The sequence below is a fragment of the Streptomyces sp. NPDC048277 genome, assembly GCF_040652235.1.
Taxonomy (GTDB): Bacteria; Actinomycetota; Actinomycetes; order Streptomycetales; family Streptomycetaceae; genus Streptomyces.
The window spans coordinates 122395-138529 of record NZ_JBEZLQ010000008.1 but is presented as its reverse complement, the minus strand read 5'-3'; the positions used below and the strand labels follow the sequence as shown (position 1 = coordinate 138529).

Below are 16135 nucleotides of genomic sequence, written 5' to 3'. Positions count from 1 at the left end.
CGCCTGGCGTGCGTACGCCTGCGGCCGGGGCCGGGTCCCCGGGCCGGCCGTCCTCGCTGTGGACCGGCGCGCGCACGGGCGTGGTCAGCGCCCGTGGTGGTGCATGACGTGCTTGGTGCGGGAGTAGTCGTCCAGGGCATAGATCGACAAGTCCCGGCCGTAGCCGGAGCCCTTGAAGCCGCCCCAGGGAACCTCACTGGCCAGCACCAGGTGGGAGTTGACCCAGACGGTGCCGAAGTCGAGGCGGGCTGCGACGGCGTGGCTGCGGCGGGCGTTCTCGGTCCACACGGATGCGGACAGGCCGAAGGGAACGTCGTTGGCCCGCCGTACCGCCTCGTCCTCCTCGGTGAACGTCTCGACCGTGATCACCGGGCCGAAGATCTCCTGGCGGGCCGCTTCGGCCCCTTCGGGTACGTCGACCAGGACGGTCGGGGCGATGAAGTAGCCGGGGCCGTCGAGGGCTCCGCCTCCCGTGGCGGCGCGGATGCCTTCCTTCTGCGCGCGCTCCAGATACCCGGTCACCCGGTCGAAGTGAGCCTTCGAAACCATGGGGCCGACTTCCACCTTCTCCCCGGCGGCGGGCTCACCGACGACCAACGTCTTCACCTCGCCGACGAGTTGCTCGACGAACTGCTCCGCGACCGACTCGTGCACCAGGACGCGGCAGGCTGCTCCGCACTCCTGGCCCGAGTTCCAGAAGCCGGCGACGCGCAACGCCTGTGCGGCGGCCGTCAGATCGGCGTCCGGGAAGACCACGACCGGTGCCTTGCCGCCGAGTTCGAGGTGGACCCGCTTGAGGCTCTCTGCGGCGGTCCGGGCGACGGCACGGCCGCTGTTGACCGAGCCGGTCAGGGCGATCATGTCGATGTCCGGGTGCTCGGCGAGCCGAGCGCCGACGACAGGGCCGTACCCGTTGACGACGTTCAGGACCCCCGCGGGCAGCAGGTCGGCGACGAGTTCGGCGAACTTCAGGGTGGTCAGCGGGGTCTGCTCGGACGGCTTGAGGACCAGGGTGTTGCCGGCGGCGAGGATCGGCGCGATCTTCCAGGCGGCCATGAGCAGCGGGTAGTTCCAGGGGGTGACCACGCCGATCACACCGAGCGGTTCGCGCAGGATGACCGAGAGGTGGTCCTCGGCGTAGTCACCGGCCGCCAGGGACGTGGTCGCGCGTACCGCACCGGCCATGAAGCGGAAGGTGTCGACGGCCTGGCCCACGTCGTCCCGGGAGACCGCGAGCGGCTTGCCGGTGTTCGCCGACTCCAGCCTGGCCAGCGGCTCGCTGTTCTCCGCCAGCCGGTCGGCGATGGCATGCAGGACCTCGGAGCGCTCCCTGGGGACCCGCCGTGCCCACTGCTCCTTGGCCGCCGCGGCGGCGGCCACGGCTCGGTCGACGTCCTGCGAAGTCCCCGCGGGAACACGGGCGATGACCTTCTCCGTACAGGGGTCGACCACATCAATGACGCCGTCGCCCGACGCCCCGGCGAAGGCCCCGTCGACGAAGTGCGCGGCCGGGGGCAGGTCGGTCTCGGTGATCAGGGGCGTGGCGTCCGCCGCTCGTCGGGCTGTGGTCATGGTCGGTGGCTCCTTGGGTGAGGTGGGGTGCCGACGGCCGCCCGCCGGCAGCTGCTCCGGGCCGCCGCCCGCGTCCTCGGCGCCGAGACCGGCGCCGAGGCACGTCGCGATGTGCGGTGTCGGGCTCGGACGCGGAACGGACGGCGTGTTCGTCGAGGAAGGAAGAGCCCGGCTCAGCGCGCGGCGGACAGCTGCGGCAGCGCCTCGACGAGGGACGCGATCCGGGCGGCCGTGGCGGTGTCGAGAGGCAGGACCGGTTCCCTGGGCGCGCCGACGGGGAACCCGGCCGCGTTCAGCGCGGCCTTGACCGCCGGGATGAACGGGGCGGACATGATGGCGTCCATCAGCGGGTAGATCCGGGCCCATTCGGCCCGCGCCCGGTCGAGCTCGCCGGCGCGCACCGCGCGGTGGACCGACACGAGTTCGGCCGGCATCACGTTCGCGGTCCCGGCCATGACTCCGGCGGCGCCCTCGGCGATCGCCTGGAGCAGCAGGCTGTCCCAGCCGACGAACGTGGAGATGACGTCGCCGTGGTGGTGGATCAGCTGCCCGGCCTGGGCCATGTCGCCGCTGGTGTCCTTGATGTACTTGATGTTCTCGACCTCGCGGGCGAGCTTCCCGACGATCTCCGGGGTGAGGTTGACGCCGGTGGCCCCGGGCAGGTTGTAGAGCATGATCGGGATGTCCACGGCGGCGGCGACGGTGTGCAGGTAGCGCAGCGTCTCGTCGAGGGTGAGCGTCTCGTAGTACGGGGTGACGACCATCAGCACCGAGGCTCCGGCGTCCTGCGCGTGCCGGGAGAGTTCGACCGCTTCCCTGGTGCTCAGCGCACCGGTCTGCGCGACGACCGGCACCCGTCCGGCCGTCTGGTCCACGACGGTCTCGACGACCTGGCGCCGCTCCGCGCCGGTCATCGCCGCGAATTCGCCGGTGGAGCCGCAGGCGACGACGCCGTCGACCCCGCCGTCGATGCTGCGGTCGACCAGGCGGCGCAGGGTCTTCTCGTCGAGCTGCCCGTCCGGGGCGAAGGGGGAGGCAAGTGCGGTCAGAACGCCGCTGAGATGTGCCGACATGGGTGAATCTCCTCAGGTGAGGCCACGAAATACGGAGTACGGGTAGGAAGGGGAGCTATGAGGCGGCAGGCACCGGCGTCAACCCGTGCCGGACGGTGGTCTGGCGTTCGGTGGCCAGCAGGCTCCGTGCTTCCTGGGCGGCGGACAGGCCGGTCTGGATCGCGGTCTCGGTGTAGAGGGTGCCGAGGTAGTCACCGGCCAGCAGGACCCTTCCGCTGCGACGGGTCAGCGTGGGCTGCAGCCTGCCCCGGCCGGGGAAGCAGTACGGGGCACCGGTGGGCCAGCGCTGGACCTCGGCCTCGACGACATGGGCGGGGAAACCGGGCAGGACCTGGTCCAGGTCGTCGAGATAGATCCGGCGGATCTCCTCGTCATCGTGCTCCAGCAGTTCGCGGGCGAGGCTGCCCGGAGAGAACACCATCAGACTGCTGCCGGGCCGACGCTCCCGCTCGTAACCGTGCACGACATTCGACATGTTCAGCGCGATGTTGAAGGACCGCTTCGGTGTCGCGATGCCATAGGCGTCGTCCCAGACCTGCCGGCCCGTCTCGTCGCTGAGGAACGCCGCACTCACATACGGGCCGTAGACAATCTTCGACAGGGCCTCACGGACGTCCTTGTCGAGGTCCACGGCGATCCGGTGGCTGACGGTCGCCGGGGTGGCCAGGACCACATAGCGCGCCTCCACCTCCTGTGCGACGCCGTCCTGCCGGTAACGGACCACGACGGAGTCCTTCTTCTGGACGACCTCGTCGACGACGGCGCCCAGCCGCACCCGGTCCGACAGAGCCGCGGCGATGCTCTCCGTGAGCGTGGACGGACCACCGACGATGCTCTGCGAAAGCCCCCCGCCGATGTTCCACACCAGACTGAAGTAGCCCACGCCCGCGCCCGCCGCGAGCTGGTCCATGTCCGCGGACGAACGCGTCACCGTCGGCTTGAACAACGCCTCGGCATCCTCGGGCAGTTCCCCGATGAAATCCTGGAAGGAGCGGTCGTTCATGAAGTCGTAGATCCGCTGCTGATGCTGCGCCGCGGTCTCGCCCTTGCGCCGCTGCACGATCCGGGCGTAACGCGCCACATGCACCGCGACCTTGGCACCCGCCCGCACCATGCCGACGCGCGCGGACGTCGCCATGGGGATGCGCAACGGATACGTCTCCACCCGGCCCTTGAGCAGCAGCCTGCCGTTCATCGACAACCCGGCCAGTGAACCGGGCACCGGTACGGAATCCACTCCCGTGCTGTCCAGCAGCCAGGACGTCGCCGAGTTCCCGCCGGCGTAGACATGCCCACCCCAGTTCAGCCAGTACGGTCCCCGGCGCTCCGACCGGATGCGGCCGCCGACGCGCCCCTCCGATTCGAGCAGGAGCGTGTCCCAGTGCCGCAGTCGCCAGCCCGCGGCCAGTCCCGCGATGCCGCCTCCGACGATCACTACGTCCTTCATCGATGCACTCCTACACAGTTACGGGGGGGAAGATTTCGGCAGCCGGGCTGCCGCCTCCGGGCCCCCACCGGGTGGGGGCCCGTTCCGGCGCCGACGCTCAGACGGCGGCGGCGTGACCTGCGGGTTGACCTGCCGTGGAGGGCAGGGCGGCGGCCTCGTGGAGGGCCATCCCACGGGTCTCCGGCGCCCAGAAGACGGAGACGACAGCACCCACGGCGTTGATGACGGCAGCCGCGATCATGGTGCCGCCGATGCCCCAGTCCGTCAGGGCCATGGGGACCAGGTAGGTGCCGACGGCGGCGCCGATCCGGCTGGCGGAGGAGGCCAGGCCGACGGCCGAGCCGCGGACCTCGGTCGGGAACAGTTCGTTCGGGTAGATCCACTGCAGGATCTGGGTGCCGCCGATGATGAGCGCGTACAGCAGGAACAGGGTCATGACCACGCCGGCCGGGGCACCGGGGAAGATGCCCAACAGGAGCAGCGCCAGACCCGACCAGACGAAGCTGTGGATGACCAGGGGACGCCGGCCTATGCGGTTCACGCCGAGCAGCGCGATCAAACAGCCGATCATGAACATCACGGTGATCAGGGCCGACCCGACATTGGCCAGCGAGCCTTCGAGCTTGAGCGCGCCCAGGATCTTCGGGCCGAAGGCGTAGATGGCGAAGAGCGGGATGATGGAACAGGTCCAGAAGACGGAGATGTAGAGCATCCGGCCGCCGTAACCCGAACGGATGATCGCCTTGATGTCGACGTTCTCGCGCTCCTCCGCCTCGTCGGGCAGGTCGGCGATCGTCACGTCGGGGCCGTAGACCTTCTCGAGAACGGCGTTCGCCTCCTCGATGCGGCCCTTGTTGGCCAGCCAGCGCGGGGACTCGGGCGTACCGTGGCGCAGCAGCACGATGACCGTCGCCGGCAGCGCGGCGCTGGCCAGCATCCACCGCCAGCCGTCGTCGCCGACCTGCAGCAGCGCCTCGCCCACGATGTACGCCACCGCCGCGCCCACGAACCACATGACGACCAGACCGCCGAGGAGCGGACCCCGGTAGCGCCGGGGCGTGAACTCGGCCAGCAGCGAGGTGGCGATGGGGTAGTCCGCGCCGACCGCCACGCCGATCAGCAGCCGCAGCACGAAGAGCCACACCGGGTCGTTGGCCCAGAACTGGGCGACGGAGCAGCCGATGATGGCGATCAGGTCGATGGTGTACAGCAACTGCCGGCCGAACCTGTCGGTGAGCCAGCCGCCCGCGAAGGCGCCGAGGAAGATCCCGATGAGCGCGGACGCGCCGATGAGACCTTCCGCGGAGTTCGACAGGTTCAGCTGCGGCGAGATCTGCGTCATCGCGACGCCGATGATGCTCAGGACGTAGCCGTCGAGGAACGGGCCCCCCGAGGAGTACAGCGCCAGTTTCTTGTGGAAGCGGGACAGGGGCGCGTCATCCACCCTGTTGCCTGCGGTTACGGTCATCACAGCCTCCGGGAGCGGTTCCCGGCCTTGCCCATGACTAGGGTAGGTCCGGTCCAGGTCGGTGTTGATGTGCGGTACTGCGAGGACGCGAGCGCTGCCGGGTGCGGGGTGGGCCCAGGCTCGCCGGTACGGGGCGAACTCGCGGTTTCTCGGGGACGCCGGCAACGTGACCGCCGGATGACACCGAAGTATGTGAAGCCTCGGGGCGGCCAACAATGCCCCCATTGCCAGACCGGCCCGCGGTGTTCATCCGAATCAGAAATTCGGCTACGGTTGCCGGCATGGCAGGCCGTCCCCGCAGCACCGTGATCCTCACCGAGGAGGAACGGACCGCTCTCGTGGCCTGGACCCGCAGCCGCAACTGCTCACAGGCCCGGGCGCTGCGCGCGCGGATCGTGCTGGGGTGTGCGGACGAGCCGACCAACAGCGCCGTGGCCGCGCGCCTCGGCGTCTCCCGCGACATGGTCGCCAAGTGGCGCGCCCGCTTCCTGGCCGAACGGCTCGACGGCCTCGACGAGCAGCCTCGTCCCGGCCGGCCTCCCGTCGCCGACGACGACACCGTGGCGCATGTCCTCGTGCGCACCCTCACCCCACCACCGCCGGGTGTCCGGCGGTCCTGGTCGACCCGTTCCATGGCGGCCGAGACCGGCCTCAGCCAGAGCACGGTGAACCGGATCTGGCGCGCCTGCGGCCTTCAGCCGGGGGCGCGCGTCGGGGCCGGTCCGCGCCGGGCGTGGTCCCTTCCCGACGGGGCCGAGGAGTTGGCCGGCCTGTTCCTGGCCCCGCCCGTGTGCGTGCTCGCCGTGACGGTGCGCTCGGGACGGCGCGGGGCGGCGCGCACCCCCCAGGTGACCACCGGGCACCGGTTGTTCGGCCGGGACGGCGAGATTCCCCATGTACTGGCCGTGGCCTGCGCCTTCGCGGCGCTGCGGGGCAACCGGCACACGGAGGACGCGCCCTGGGCGGAACTGGCCGCCCTGCGGGCGTTCGTGGAGCGGGTGCGGGCGGCCGCGGACGGCGGGGCGACGGTCCACCTGCTGACGTACGGCCTGCCGGCCGAGGCGGAGGGCATCGTGGAAGGGCCGGACACGGCCGGGGCGGAGGGCGCCACGGCACAGCCGGACACGGCCGGGTCCCCGCGCCCGCGCTGGCACCACGCGCCCAGTCCGACGGCGTGGACCGACGAGACCCGGCGCGTCCTCGCCGCCGGAGGCCACCTGCCCGACGAGGCCGCGCCCGACCCGCACCGCCTGCGCGACGCACTGCTGGCCTGGTCCACCACCTGGACCCCGTCCGCGCCCGCCTTCGACCGGGTCGCCGCACCGCGTACGCCCTACGACAGCATCGCCATCTGCGGGTCCGGAAACGACTCGGACGCCTCTGTCGTGCGCGCATGGGGTGACGCGGACGTCCCCGTGGCGACCGGGATCACACCGCCCGACACACCGCCCGGAGCCCCCGCCGCCACCGACCCGGTCGTGCGGCTGCTGCGCGAGGCCGTCCTCGCCGGCGGCCACCGGCCCGGCGACCGCGTCGGGGAGACACCGCTCGCGGTCCGCCTCGGGCTCTCCCGCAGGATCGTCCGCGCGGGCCTGCACGCGCTGGCCGAGGAGGGCATGCTCGACCTGCTCCCGGGCGGCGCGACCGCCGTGCCCACCGTCACCGCGAAGGACGTCCTCGACCTCTACGCCCTGCGCGCCAGTCTCGGGGCGCTGCTCATCCGCCGTCTGGCCATGCTCGGCCCCGAGCGGCTGGCCCCGGCCGGCGCGGCGCTGGCGGAGGTCCGCGCCGCCGCCAGGAACCGCGACCCCATCCGGATACGCGAGGTCGACCTCTGGTTCCAGGACGCCCTCGCCCGCGCCGCGGACCTCCCGCAGGCCACCCGCACCTTCGAACGCCTCACGGCCCGGCTGCGTATGTTCGTCACGGTCCTGGACATGGACTACAGCCAGGCGGTCGACACCATCACCGACGAGGACATCGCCGTCCACGACGCGCTGCGCGCCGCCGACGGCAACGAGGCGGCCCGTCTGTGGCGGGTCAAGATCGAACGCTGCGTCCGCTACATGATCGCCCGGCTCCCCGACGACGACGTCGCCCCGTATGTCTGGACCACCCTGGCGGGCAGGCCCCGGCTGCACCCGGAGGAGCCCAGGACCGCACCGCACTGAGCCGCGGACCCGGGCACCGCCGGATCGCTCGCCGTGCCGGTGCTCAGGCCGGCTCGCGCACCAGGTGGACGAGGGCGGAGGCGTGGTCGTCCGCGGCGAGGTCCAGCGGCAGTCCGTGGGTGAGCAGCACGGCGCCGTGGTGGACGGATCCGGTGGCGCTGTCGCGGTAGCGGGCCGCGGGGTCGAGGGCGCGCAGGGGCAGGGCGGGGTCCCGGTGGCCGAAGTGCCGGGCGTGCCGCAACGCGATCACCGCGGTCTCGTGGCCGTCGGGTGCCAGGTACTGCACGGCCGTCGTCTCGCCCGGCCCGGTCAGCCGGTACTGCTCGCCCAGCTGCACCAGATGCCGTACGCCCTTGTAGGCCGCCACCAGTTCCGCGGCGCGGGCCAGTTCGCCGTCCCCCCACCGGTTCAGGTCGCCGCCGATGCCCAGGACGCCGGTCATCGCGACATGGAAGCGGAACTCCAGCGGCACGCTCCGCCCGGTGTACGGGTTGGGGCTGTCGGTCACCCAGGCGCCCATCACCTGGGCCGGGTACAGCTGGGAGAAACCGTGCTGGATCTCGACGCGGTCCACGGCGTCGGTGTTGTCGGAGGTCCACACCTGGTCGGTGCGGGCGAGGATGCCCAGGTCGAGGCGGCCGCCGCCGCTGCTGCACGACTCGATGCGCAGCCGGGGGTGGTCGGCGCGGAGCCGGTCGAGCAGGGCGTACAGGGCGTGGACGTGGTCGGTCCACAGGCGGTCCGGATCTCCCTCGGCGTCGGGCCAGCCCGCTTCCGTGAAGGGCCGGTTCATGTCCCACTTGAGGAAGTCGACGGCGTTCTTGGCCAGCAGTTCGTCGAGCCGGCCGTGCACCCAGGCGGCGACATCGGGGCGGGCCAGGTTGAGGACGAGCTGGTTGCGGTGCTCGGTGCGGCGGCGGTGCGGGTGGTGGAGGACCCAGTCGGGGCGGGCGCGGTAGAGGTCGCTGTCGGGGTTGACCATCTCGGGCTCCACCCACAGGCCGAACCCCATCCCGAGCTCGTGGACCCGGTCGATGAGCGGGGCGAGGCCGTCGGGGAAGCGCTCGGGGTTGGGGGTCCAGTCGCCGAGCCCGGCCGCGTCATGGGTGCGGGCGCCGAACCAGCCGTCGTCCATGACGAACAGCTCGACGCCGAGCGCCGCCGCCTTCTCCGCCAGCTCCAGCTGCCCGGTGACGTCGATGTCGTACCCGGTCGCCTCCCAGGAGTTGTAGAGGACCGGGCGGAGTTCGTCCGGGTGCGGGAGGACGTGATCGCGGACGTACCGGTGCCACAGCCGGCTCGCCGCGCCGAAGCCGCCCTCGGTGTACGCGCCCGCGCACACCGGAGTGACCAGTTCCTCCCCCGGTGCCAGTTCCCGCGTGACCGGGTCGTGGCCGAAGCCCGCCGAGACGGTCACCCGCTCGGTGGGCAGCCGCTGTGCCGTCAGCCGCCAACCGCCGCTCCAGGCAAGGGCGCAGGACCAGACCGGGCCGTGTTCCTCGGTGCTGTGCCCGTCGTCGATCATCGCCCAGGGGTTGTACTGGTGGCCGGTGGTGCCCCGGCGGCTGGTGGTCACGGTCTCGCCGTACGGCAGCGCCGTGCGCGTCAGCCGCGTCTCGGCCGACCACTGGCCCCGGACCTGGCTCAGCCGGTAGTCCCGCAGCCGGGGCAGCACCCAGGTGGCCGAGTCGGCGCGGACGACGGTGATCGGACCGTCGTCCGCGCCACCGGTGTGGCGCAGGACGAGGTGGCGTTCGAGCACGTCCGTACCGGCGCGCAGCCGGTAGTGCGTCTCGACGGCGAGCGGGTAGTGCCGGTCGGCGAACCGCAGGACCAGCCCGCCGTCCTCACGCAGGTCGTCGACGAGCCGGGGTTCGAGGTCGCGTACGCCGTCCGGGAAGCGGACCTGGACGCCGGCGTGGGCGTAGCGCAGGGCGCCGGCGGTGTCGAGGTCGAGGGTGCCGTCCGCGGGGTCCTCGAAGGAACGGGGGCCGGGGGCCGGGTGGTCCAGCAGCGAGACGGCTTGGTCGAGGGTGAGGCGGGGGCCCCAGTGCAGGCCGCGCAGTCGGTGGTCGTCGTCGAGGTGGAGGACGTAGCTGGAGCCGGGTCCGGACAGGACCCAGAGGCGGTGCTCCGGGTCGTGGGCGATGCTCGGCATGGCGGCCTTTCGGGCTGAAGGGGTGAGGCGGCGGGGACAGGGAGGGCCGTCCCCGCCGCGGCGGCTGTGTCAGCCGTTGACCGGGGCCACTTCGACGTAGTCGATGTCGGGTGCCCAGGAGGAGGAGTTGGAGAACTTCAGGGAGTTGGTGCCGGCTGCCAGGGTGACGGTCGTCGGCAGGGTCCAGTAGTCGTTCCAGCTGTAGGTGTTGCGGAAGGTGAGCGTGGTGGCGGTGCCCCCGTTCACCGACAGCTGGGCGGTGCGGGACTCCACGTTGGTGTTGTAACTGCTGGAGCCCGCCCGGTCGTTCTGCGCGTAGTGGATGACGACGGTGTAGCGGCCGGCGGCGGACGCGCTCACGTTGGCGAAGGTGAGCGTGTTGCCGCTGCTGTTGCCGATGTAGCCGACGTTCTTGCCGCCCGAGGCCCAGGTGTCGGACTGCGCCTTGGCCGCGCCGGCCAGGGTCGCGCTCTCGGCCTCGTACTTGGTGACGCCGGTGGTGTCGCCGGAGCCGTCCACCTTCAGGTCCCGCAGCGTGAGCGTGGTGCCGCTGTTCGGGCCGACCGCGATCCGGTTGATGCCCGCGGTGAGGTACAGCCTGCTGCTGGAGGTGGTGGCCGAGCCGCCCGAGGAGGCGTAGGTGGCGGCCGTGGTGCCGTTCAGGGCGAGCGCGGTGCTGCCGCCGGAGGAGGTGTAGTCGGTCCTGACGGTGTAGTAGCCGTCGGTCGGGGCGTAGGCGTCGAAGGTCGCCTTGTCCCCGCTCGCCATGACCAGGGCGCCGGTGCCGGTCTCGCCGACATCGCCGTACGAGTACGAGGGGCTGCCGCTGATGTCCGCGAGGGTCGCCTCGTACACCGTCTCGGGGGTGCTCGGTACGGCGGTCAGGTCGATCTTGTCGAGGGTGACCTGCCCGGCGGAGGTGCCCAGGTCGGAGTCGGCGACGGCGAGCGAGATCGTGTGGCTGCCCGCGCTCAGGGTGACCGGGACGGTGACATTGGAGCGGTACTGCCAGTTGAGCGTCGACGGGTAGGTCACGAACCGCGGGTTGGCGCCGTCGATGCGCAGCACCTGCTGGGAGGGCGAGCCGTTCTGGTTGCCGTAGAAGATGCGCAGGTTGTAGGTGCCGGCGGACGGGACGCTGGTGGTGAAGACGACCTTGCTGTCGCTCGCGGTCAGGTAGCCGACGTCCTTGGTGCCGGAGGTGGCGTACAGCTGGGCGGTGGAGTAGCTGGCCCCGGTGGCCTGCTGGACGACGGTGCCGTCGGTGATGGCCGCGTTCTCCGCCTCGTAGGAGGAGTACGACGGGACACTGGGCGTGGTGGCCGTGCCGCCGCCGTTCGGGGTGACCGTGATGCGGTAGGCCGACATGGAGTTGAGGCCGGTCAGCGGCACGGTGATGGAGCCGCTCGACGGGGTGTACGCGGTCCTGGAGATGGTCTTCGGCGGGGCCGAGGCGCCCTCGTAGCCGCTCCAGTCCAGGGACTGGACCGTGACCTCGACCTTGCTGCCGAAGGTGGCGCCGGAGATGTTGTCGATCACCACGTTGGTGTCGGTCGAGGAGCCGCCCACGATCACCTGCGCCTGCTTGCGGCCGGTGTCGAGGGAGCCGATGCCCTGGAGCGTGTCCTGGACGTCGGCCTGCGGCGGGGTCGTCCTGACGGTCTGCCCGGTCATCCCGGCGTACCAGCGCCAGAACCACCACGACCCGTTGGGGATGTCTGTGTGCACGGTGTTGCCGGACATGTTGCCGGCGATGTCCCAGTACGGCTGCTGGGCGTAGACCTTGGTGTCCTCGAACATCGCGGCCCACTGGATCATCTGTCCGGGCACCGACAGGTCGCGCCGGTTGGCGTACTCGTCGATGTTGACGGTGATCGGGCTGATCGACCGGGCGGTCTCCAGGGCGCGGTAAGCGGTGTAGTGGCCGCGGTAGTTGGCGAGCGAGGAGGGGCCCAGCTCGTGCCAGGTGAAGACGTCGGGCAACTGCCCCTGCGCCTTGGCATAGGTGAGGAAGTCACCGAAGAACTTGCTGTTCCAGTTGGCGGTGTTGGGGCCGCCTATCCTGGCGTCCGGGTAGTCGCTCTTGATCCGCGCGTAGACGGTGCTCCAGTCGGACTCGAAGGAGCTGAGCGCCGAGGCGTAGGTGCTGGAGTTCGAACTCCCGAGGCCGGTGTACCAGTTGCCGTCCGGTTCGTTGAACGGGACGAACACCACCTTGCTCGCGTACGAGGTCGCCTTGACCGCGTTGACGGCGGTGTCGACCTTGGTGAGGTAGTCGCTGATGCCGTTGTTCTGGTACGGCCAGTCCGAGTACTCGTCCTGGATGTTGGTGTACATCGTGCCGCCGCCGTTGCGGAAGAACGACGGGGCGACGTCGAGGATGTCGGCGCCCGGGTGCTGGGCGCCGCCCGGCGGCTTCTGGGAGCCGGTGGTCAGCTTCAGCGGGGCGAGGAGGTTGTCACCGGGGACACCGTCGTCGCTCTGTCCGTAGAGCGCGCCGTTCGAGCCGTGCAGGACGGCTCCGGTGGTCGTGCCGAGATCGACCGTGTAGGTCTGGGAGGCCGCGGCGGCGGTCCCCGGTACGGCGAGCAACGCGCCGATGGCCGCGACGGCCACCGCTGCTCCGGTCAAAGGTCTTCTGCTCATGGAGACCTGGCTTTCCCCTCCCGCGACACTGCGGGAGGACGGAGGGGTTGGTTCCGGGACGCTCAGCGCATTGTTATCGCTCACATCCCCCGCGAGGGAGCGATACGGCGCGCATTTTCGAGCGCGGAGGTACTCGGCTTGTCGAGCGGGGAAACGGTCAGCGGGAACGGCCGGGCGCCGGCCCGGTGCTCTCCCGGACGATCAGCTCGGGCTCCGCCCACAGCGGCGGCAGCGGTGCGTTCTCGGGGTCGAGCAGCCGGTGCAGCATGCCGAACGCACCGCGCCCGAGCCCCTCGAAGTCCAGTCGTACGGTGGTGAGCGCGGGGTGGGTGTAGCCCGCGTACGGCGCGTCGTCGAAGCCCACGACGCTCAGGTCGCCCGGCACGTCCCGGCCCGCCTCGCGCGCCGCGCGCAGCACGCCGAGGGCCAGTTCGTCGTTGCCGCAGAGCACCGCGGTGACCTCGGGGTCGGCGACCGGGCCACGGGCGGCCAGATACCCGGATCGCGGGCTCCAGCCGCCTTCGAGCGGTTCGGGGACCGGCCGCCCGGCGTCGGCGAGGGCGTCCCGCCAGCCCTCGGCGCGCTGGCCGACCCGGGTGGTGGAGGACGGGATCGCCATGTAGTGCACGGTGCGGTGGCCGAGGCTGAGCAGATACCGCGTGGCCTGTGCCGCCGCCGCACGGTCGTCCAGCCATGCCTCGGGCCTGCCCCCGGCTCCCCCGCCGTCCCTCGGCCGCTCCACCACCGCGGCCGCCGGAAAGTCCGCGGGCAGGGCGTGCCAGGCGCGTTCGCCGGGCGCGTTGAAGGCGATGACCACCACCGGCTCACCCGGCCGGGCGAGCCGACTCGCCACATCGTCCGCCGTCAGCGGCGCCCGCTCGTCCAGGACGCTGATCGCCACCGCGAACTCCGCCGCCCGCGCCGCCTCCTCGATGCCGCGCAGCGCCAGGGACGCCCCGTAGAGGGTGGTGTCCGAGGTGAGCACGGTCACCGAGCGCACGACTCCCCCGGCCAGGGCCCGCGCGAGCCGGTTGGGCTTGTAGCCCAGCTCGTCGATGACCTCCAGCACCCGGTCCCGGGTGGCCTTGCGCACCTTCGGGCTGCCGTTGACCACGCGGGAGACGGTCTGGTGGGAGACCCCCGCCGCCTTGGCGACGTCGAAGATGCTGACCGAGCGCGTCCGGTCGGCGCCCTGGGCGGAGGGTTCCTCGTGCGGGACCGGGGCGGGCTGCTGCATGGTCGTGGACTCCTGGCGGCGGTGGGGCGGGGCGGGCGGCGGTCGGGGGCTGGGGCCGTCTTACTTGATCGCCGCGTTGGACTCCTCGTTCACCGAGCCGGCCGCCTGCTGCGGCGTCTGCTGGCCGAGCCAGACCTGGTTGAAGGCGTCCAGCACCTTCACGTTGTACGTCGCCGAGGACGTGGTCAGCGGGTAACCGACGGTCGTGCCCTCGGCCTCCTTCGCGAACGCGCTGACGTCCACGCCCTGCTTCTGCCACGCGGCGACGAAGTCCTGGTTGAGCGCGGGGATGCCGGGCCACACCGAGCCCGTGGCCACGATGATCTTCTGCGACTCCTCGGATCCCAGCCACTTCACCAGTTCCCATGCCTCCTTGGGGTGCGCGCTGCCGGCGTACAGGGCGTTGCTGAGCCCGTTGTACACCGTCCCCTTCCCCACCGGGCCACCGGGCAGTTCGGCGACCCCGAAATTGCCCTTCAGCGAGCTCTGGTAGGCGTTGAGGTCCCAGCTGCCGTCCCACACGACGGCGGCCTGCTTACGGGCCATGACCTGCGGCAGCGAGGCCCCGTTGGGGGTGTTGGTGACGGAGGCGGGCACCGCCACGTGGTACTTCAGCCGCAGGTCCTGGACGAACCGGATCGCCTGGACGCAGGACGCCTGGTCGATGGTCCACCTGCCCCAGGCCTTGTCCTGGAGCTTGCAGCCGTTCTGGGTGGCCGCGTCCCACCAGTCGGTCTGGCCGTTGGGCGAGGACAGGGCGAGCCCGTACTGCTTGACGTGCTTGGCGTCGAAGCCGGCCTCGTCCGGGTGCTTGCCGTTCTCGTCGATCGTCAGCTTCTGGAGCGCCTCGACGAAGGTCCCGCCGTCGGTGGTGTTCCAGGACAGCGAGCCGAGCTGGTCCTGGGTGAGGCCGGCCGTCTTCAGCATCGTCTTGTTGTAGACCTGCGCGATGGTGTCCCAGTCCTTGGGCAGACCGTACTGCTTGCCGTTCTGCTCCCAGCCCGCGAGGAGCTTGGAGTCGTAGACGGAGGTGTCCAGCCTGTCGGCCTTGAGGTACGGGGTGAGGTCGGTGAGCACACCCTGCTGGGCGAACTGCGGGAAGTAGGCCACGTGGTCCCAGAAGACGTCCGGCGCGGTACGGCCGGCCAGCTGGGTCTGCAGCTTGCTCCAGTACTGGGCCCAGGCGTTGAGCTCGATCTTGACCTTGATCTTCGGGTGCTGCTTCTCGAAGGCGTCGATCGACTTCTGCAGCGCGGGCTTCTGCACGGCGTCCCAGATGGCGTACCGCAGGGTGACGGTGCCGTCGGAGGAGGTGCCGGAGCCGGAGGAGCCGCAGGCGGTGGTGAGACCGAGGAGGAGGGCGGTGGCGGCGGCCGCGCTCAGGGCTCTCGTGGTGGCGGACAGGGTCACGGCTCTTCTGGTGGCGCTGGACATGGGTGGGACTCCCTTTCGGTGCGGGTGGGGAAAGAGGGGCGGCTCAAAGAGCGAGTGTTAGCGCTAACACGCACGCATGACGCATTGGGATCACTTCAGGCCCGTGAGGGCGATGGAGCGCACGATGTGCCGCTGGAACAGCAGGAAGACGGCGATCAGCGGCAGCAGCGCGAGCGCGGCGCCGGCCAGCACGATGTGCGGCAGGTCGGAGACGTGTTCGCCCTGGAGGGCGGCGATGCCGACGGTGATCACCCGGGTCCGGTCGCTGTTGGTGATGATCAGCGGCCAGATCAGGTTGTTCCAGGTGTTGACGAAGGTGATGGTGGCGAGCGTGGCCAGGATGGGCCGGCTCAGCGGCAGCATGATCCGTACGAGGATGCCGAAGGTGCCCGCGCCGTCGATGCGGGCGGCGGACTCCAGGTCCTTGGGGATGGTGCGGAAGTGCTGGCGCACCAGGAACACACCGTACGGCGTGCCGAAGACGGTCGGCAGGATGAGCCCGGCGAAGGTGTCCACCATGCCAAGGTCGCGCATCATCAGGAACAGCGGTACCAGGGTGATCATCTGAGGCACCATCATGGTGGCGATGTAGCCCCAGAACAGCCAGTCCCGCCCGGGGAACTCCAGCCGCGCCAGTGCGTACGCGGCCATGGCGCTGAACACCACCTGTCCAGCCGTGACGACGACCGCCACGAACAGGGTGTGCAGGAGGAACGAGGACATCCCGTAGTCGTTCCACACGGCGGTGAAGTTGGCGAAGGTCGCGGGGTGCGCCGGCGCCCAGGCGTCGGTGGACAGCAGGTCGGAGGGGCGCTTGAAGGCGGCGTTCAGCGTGAGCAGGTAGGGCCCGACCGACAGCAGCGCTCCCGCGGCGAGGACGCCGTACAGACCGGTCCGGCGAACGGCGTTCGAAATCGCAGACATGGTGA

General features: G+C 71.0%; 10 protein-coding genes. 1 reads left to right on the top strand and 9 read right to left on the bottom strand.

Annotated elements, in window-relative coordinates:
* Nucleotides 1–84 precede the first annotated feature (84 nt).
* The 4 genes from AB0D85_RS19445 to AB0D85_RS19430 form a co-directional block, all read right to left on the bottom strand.
* A complete protein-coding gene (locus AB0D85_RS19445) occupies nucleotides 85–1572 on the bottom strand; it encodes an aminobutyraldehyde dehydrogenase (protein ID WP_362321603.1) in 1488 nt (495 codons plus the stop codon).
* A gap of 173 nt (nucleotides 1573–1745) precedes the next feature.
* Complete coding sequence (dapA, locus tag AB0D85_RS19440) at nucleotides 1746–2645, bottom strand: 4-hydroxy-tetrahydrodipicolinate synthase (protein WP_362321601.1); 900 nt, start codon at nucleotides 2643–2645, stop codon at nucleotides 1746–1748.
* 55 nt (nucleotides 2646–2700) lie between these two features.
* Complete coding sequence (locus AB0D85_RS19435; RefSeq protein ID WP_362321599.1) at nucleotides 2701–4092, bottom strand: NAD(P)/FAD-dependent oxidoreductase; 1392 nt, start codon at nucleotides 4090–4092, stop codon at nucleotides 2701–2703.
* 97 nt (nucleotides 4093–4189) lie between these two features.
* Complete coding sequence (locus tag AB0D85_RS19430) at nucleotides 4190–5560, bottom strand: MFS transporter (RefSeq protein WP_362321597.1); 1371 nt, start codon at nucleotides 5558–5560, stop codon at nucleotides 4190–4192.
* A gap of 281 nt (nucleotides 5561–5841) precedes the next feature.
* Here AB0D85_RS19430 and AB0D85_RS19425 point away from each other — a divergent pair, with 281 nt between their 5' ends.
* A complete protein-coding gene (locus AB0D85_RS19425; protein WP_362321595.1) occupies nucleotides 5842–7731 on the top strand; it encodes a helix-turn-helix domain-containing protein in 1890 nt (629 codons plus the stop codon).
* Between the two features lie 43 nt (nucleotides 7732–7774).
* Here AB0D85_RS19425 and AB0D85_RS19420 read toward each other — a convergent pair whose 3' ends face one another.
* The 5 genes from AB0D85_RS19420 to AB0D85_RS19400 all read right to left on the bottom strand — a co-directional run bounded on the left by AB0D85_RS19420 (nucleotide 7775) and on the right by AB0D85_RS19400 (nucleotide 16130).
* Nucleotides 7775–9889, bottom strand: a complete 2115-nt coding sequence (locus AB0D85_RS19420) for an alpha-galactosidase (RefSeq protein WP_362321593.1) — start codon at nucleotides 9887–9889, stop codon at nucleotides 7775–7777.
* Between the two features lie 69 nt (nucleotides 9890–9958).
* The gene (locus AB0D85_RS19415; protein WP_362321591.1) at nucleotides 9959–12535 is read right to left on the bottom strand and encodes a CBM35 domain-containing protein; all 2577 of its coding nucleotides are present in this window, start codon (nucleotides 12533–12535) and stop codon (nucleotides 9959–9961) included.
* A 157-nt stretch (nucleotides 12536–12692) separates the two neighbouring features.
* Complete coding sequence (locus tag AB0D85_RS19410) at nucleotides 12693–13772, bottom strand: LacI family DNA-binding transcriptional regulator (RefSeq protein ID WP_362321588.1); 1080 nt, start codon at nucleotides 13770–13772, stop codon at nucleotides 12693–12695.
* Nucleotides 13773–13832: 60 nt separating this feature from the next.
* Nucleotides 13833–15206: a sugar ABC transporter substrate-binding protein gene (locus AB0D85_RS19405; RefSeq protein ID WP_362321586.1), complete on the bottom strand. Its 1374-nt coding sequence runs from the start codon at nucleotides 15204–15206 to the stop codon at nucleotides 13833–13835.
* A 90-nt stretch (nucleotides 15207–15296) separates the two neighbouring features.
* The gene (locus tag AB0D85_RS19400) at nucleotides 15297–16130 is read right to left on the bottom strand and encodes a carbohydrate ABC transporter permease (protein ID WP_362321583.1); all 834 of its coding nucleotides are present in this window, start codon (nucleotides 16128–16130) and stop codon (nucleotides 15297–15299) included.
* Nucleotides 16131–16135 lie beyond the last annotated feature (5 nt).

Excerpts from the sequence above, each read along its gene's own strand:
- AB0D85_RS19405 (WP_362321586.1), bottom strand. The coding sequence starts at position 15,206 with ATGTCCAGCGCCACCAGAAGAGCCGTGACCCTGTCCGCCACCACGAGA.
- dapA (WP_362321601.1), bottom strand. The coding sequence starts at position 2,645 with ATGTCGGCACATCTCAGCGGCGTTCTGACCGCACTTGCCTCCCCCTTC.
- AB0D85_RS19430 (WP_362321597.1), bottom strand. The coding sequence starts at position 5,560 with ATGACCGTAACCGCAGGCAACAGGGTGGATGACGCGCCCCTGTCCCGC.
- AB0D85_RS19410 (WP_362321588.1), bottom strand. The coding sequence starts at position 13,772 with ATGCAGCAGCCCGCCCCGGTCCCGCACGAGGAACCCTCCGCCCAGGGC.
- AB0D85_RS19435 (WP_362321599.1), bottom strand. The coding sequence starts at position 4,092 with ATGAAGGACGTAGTGATCGTCGGAGGCGGCATCGCGGGACTGGCCGCG.
- AB0D85_RS19415 (WP_362321591.1), bottom strand. The coding sequence starts at position 12,535 with ATGAGCAGAAGACCTTTGACCGGAGCAGCGGTGGCCGTCGCGGCCATC.
- AB0D85_RS19445 (WP_362321603.1), bottom strand. The coding sequence starts at position 1,572 with ATGACCACAGCCCGACGAGCGGCGGACGCCACGCCCCTGATCACCGAG.
- AB0D85_RS19400 (WP_362321583.1), bottom strand. The coding sequence starts at position 16,130 with ATGTCTGCGATTTCGAACGCCGTTCGCCGGACCGGTCTGTACGGCGTC.
- AB0D85_RS19420 (WP_362321593.1), bottom strand. The coding sequence starts at position 9,889 with ATGCCGAGCATCGCCCACGACCCGGAGCACCGCCTCTGGGTCCTGTCC.
- AB0D85_RS19425 (WP_362321595.1), top strand. The coding sequence starts at position 5,842 with ATGGCAGGCCGTCCCCGCAGCACCGTGATCCTCACCGAGGAGGAACGG.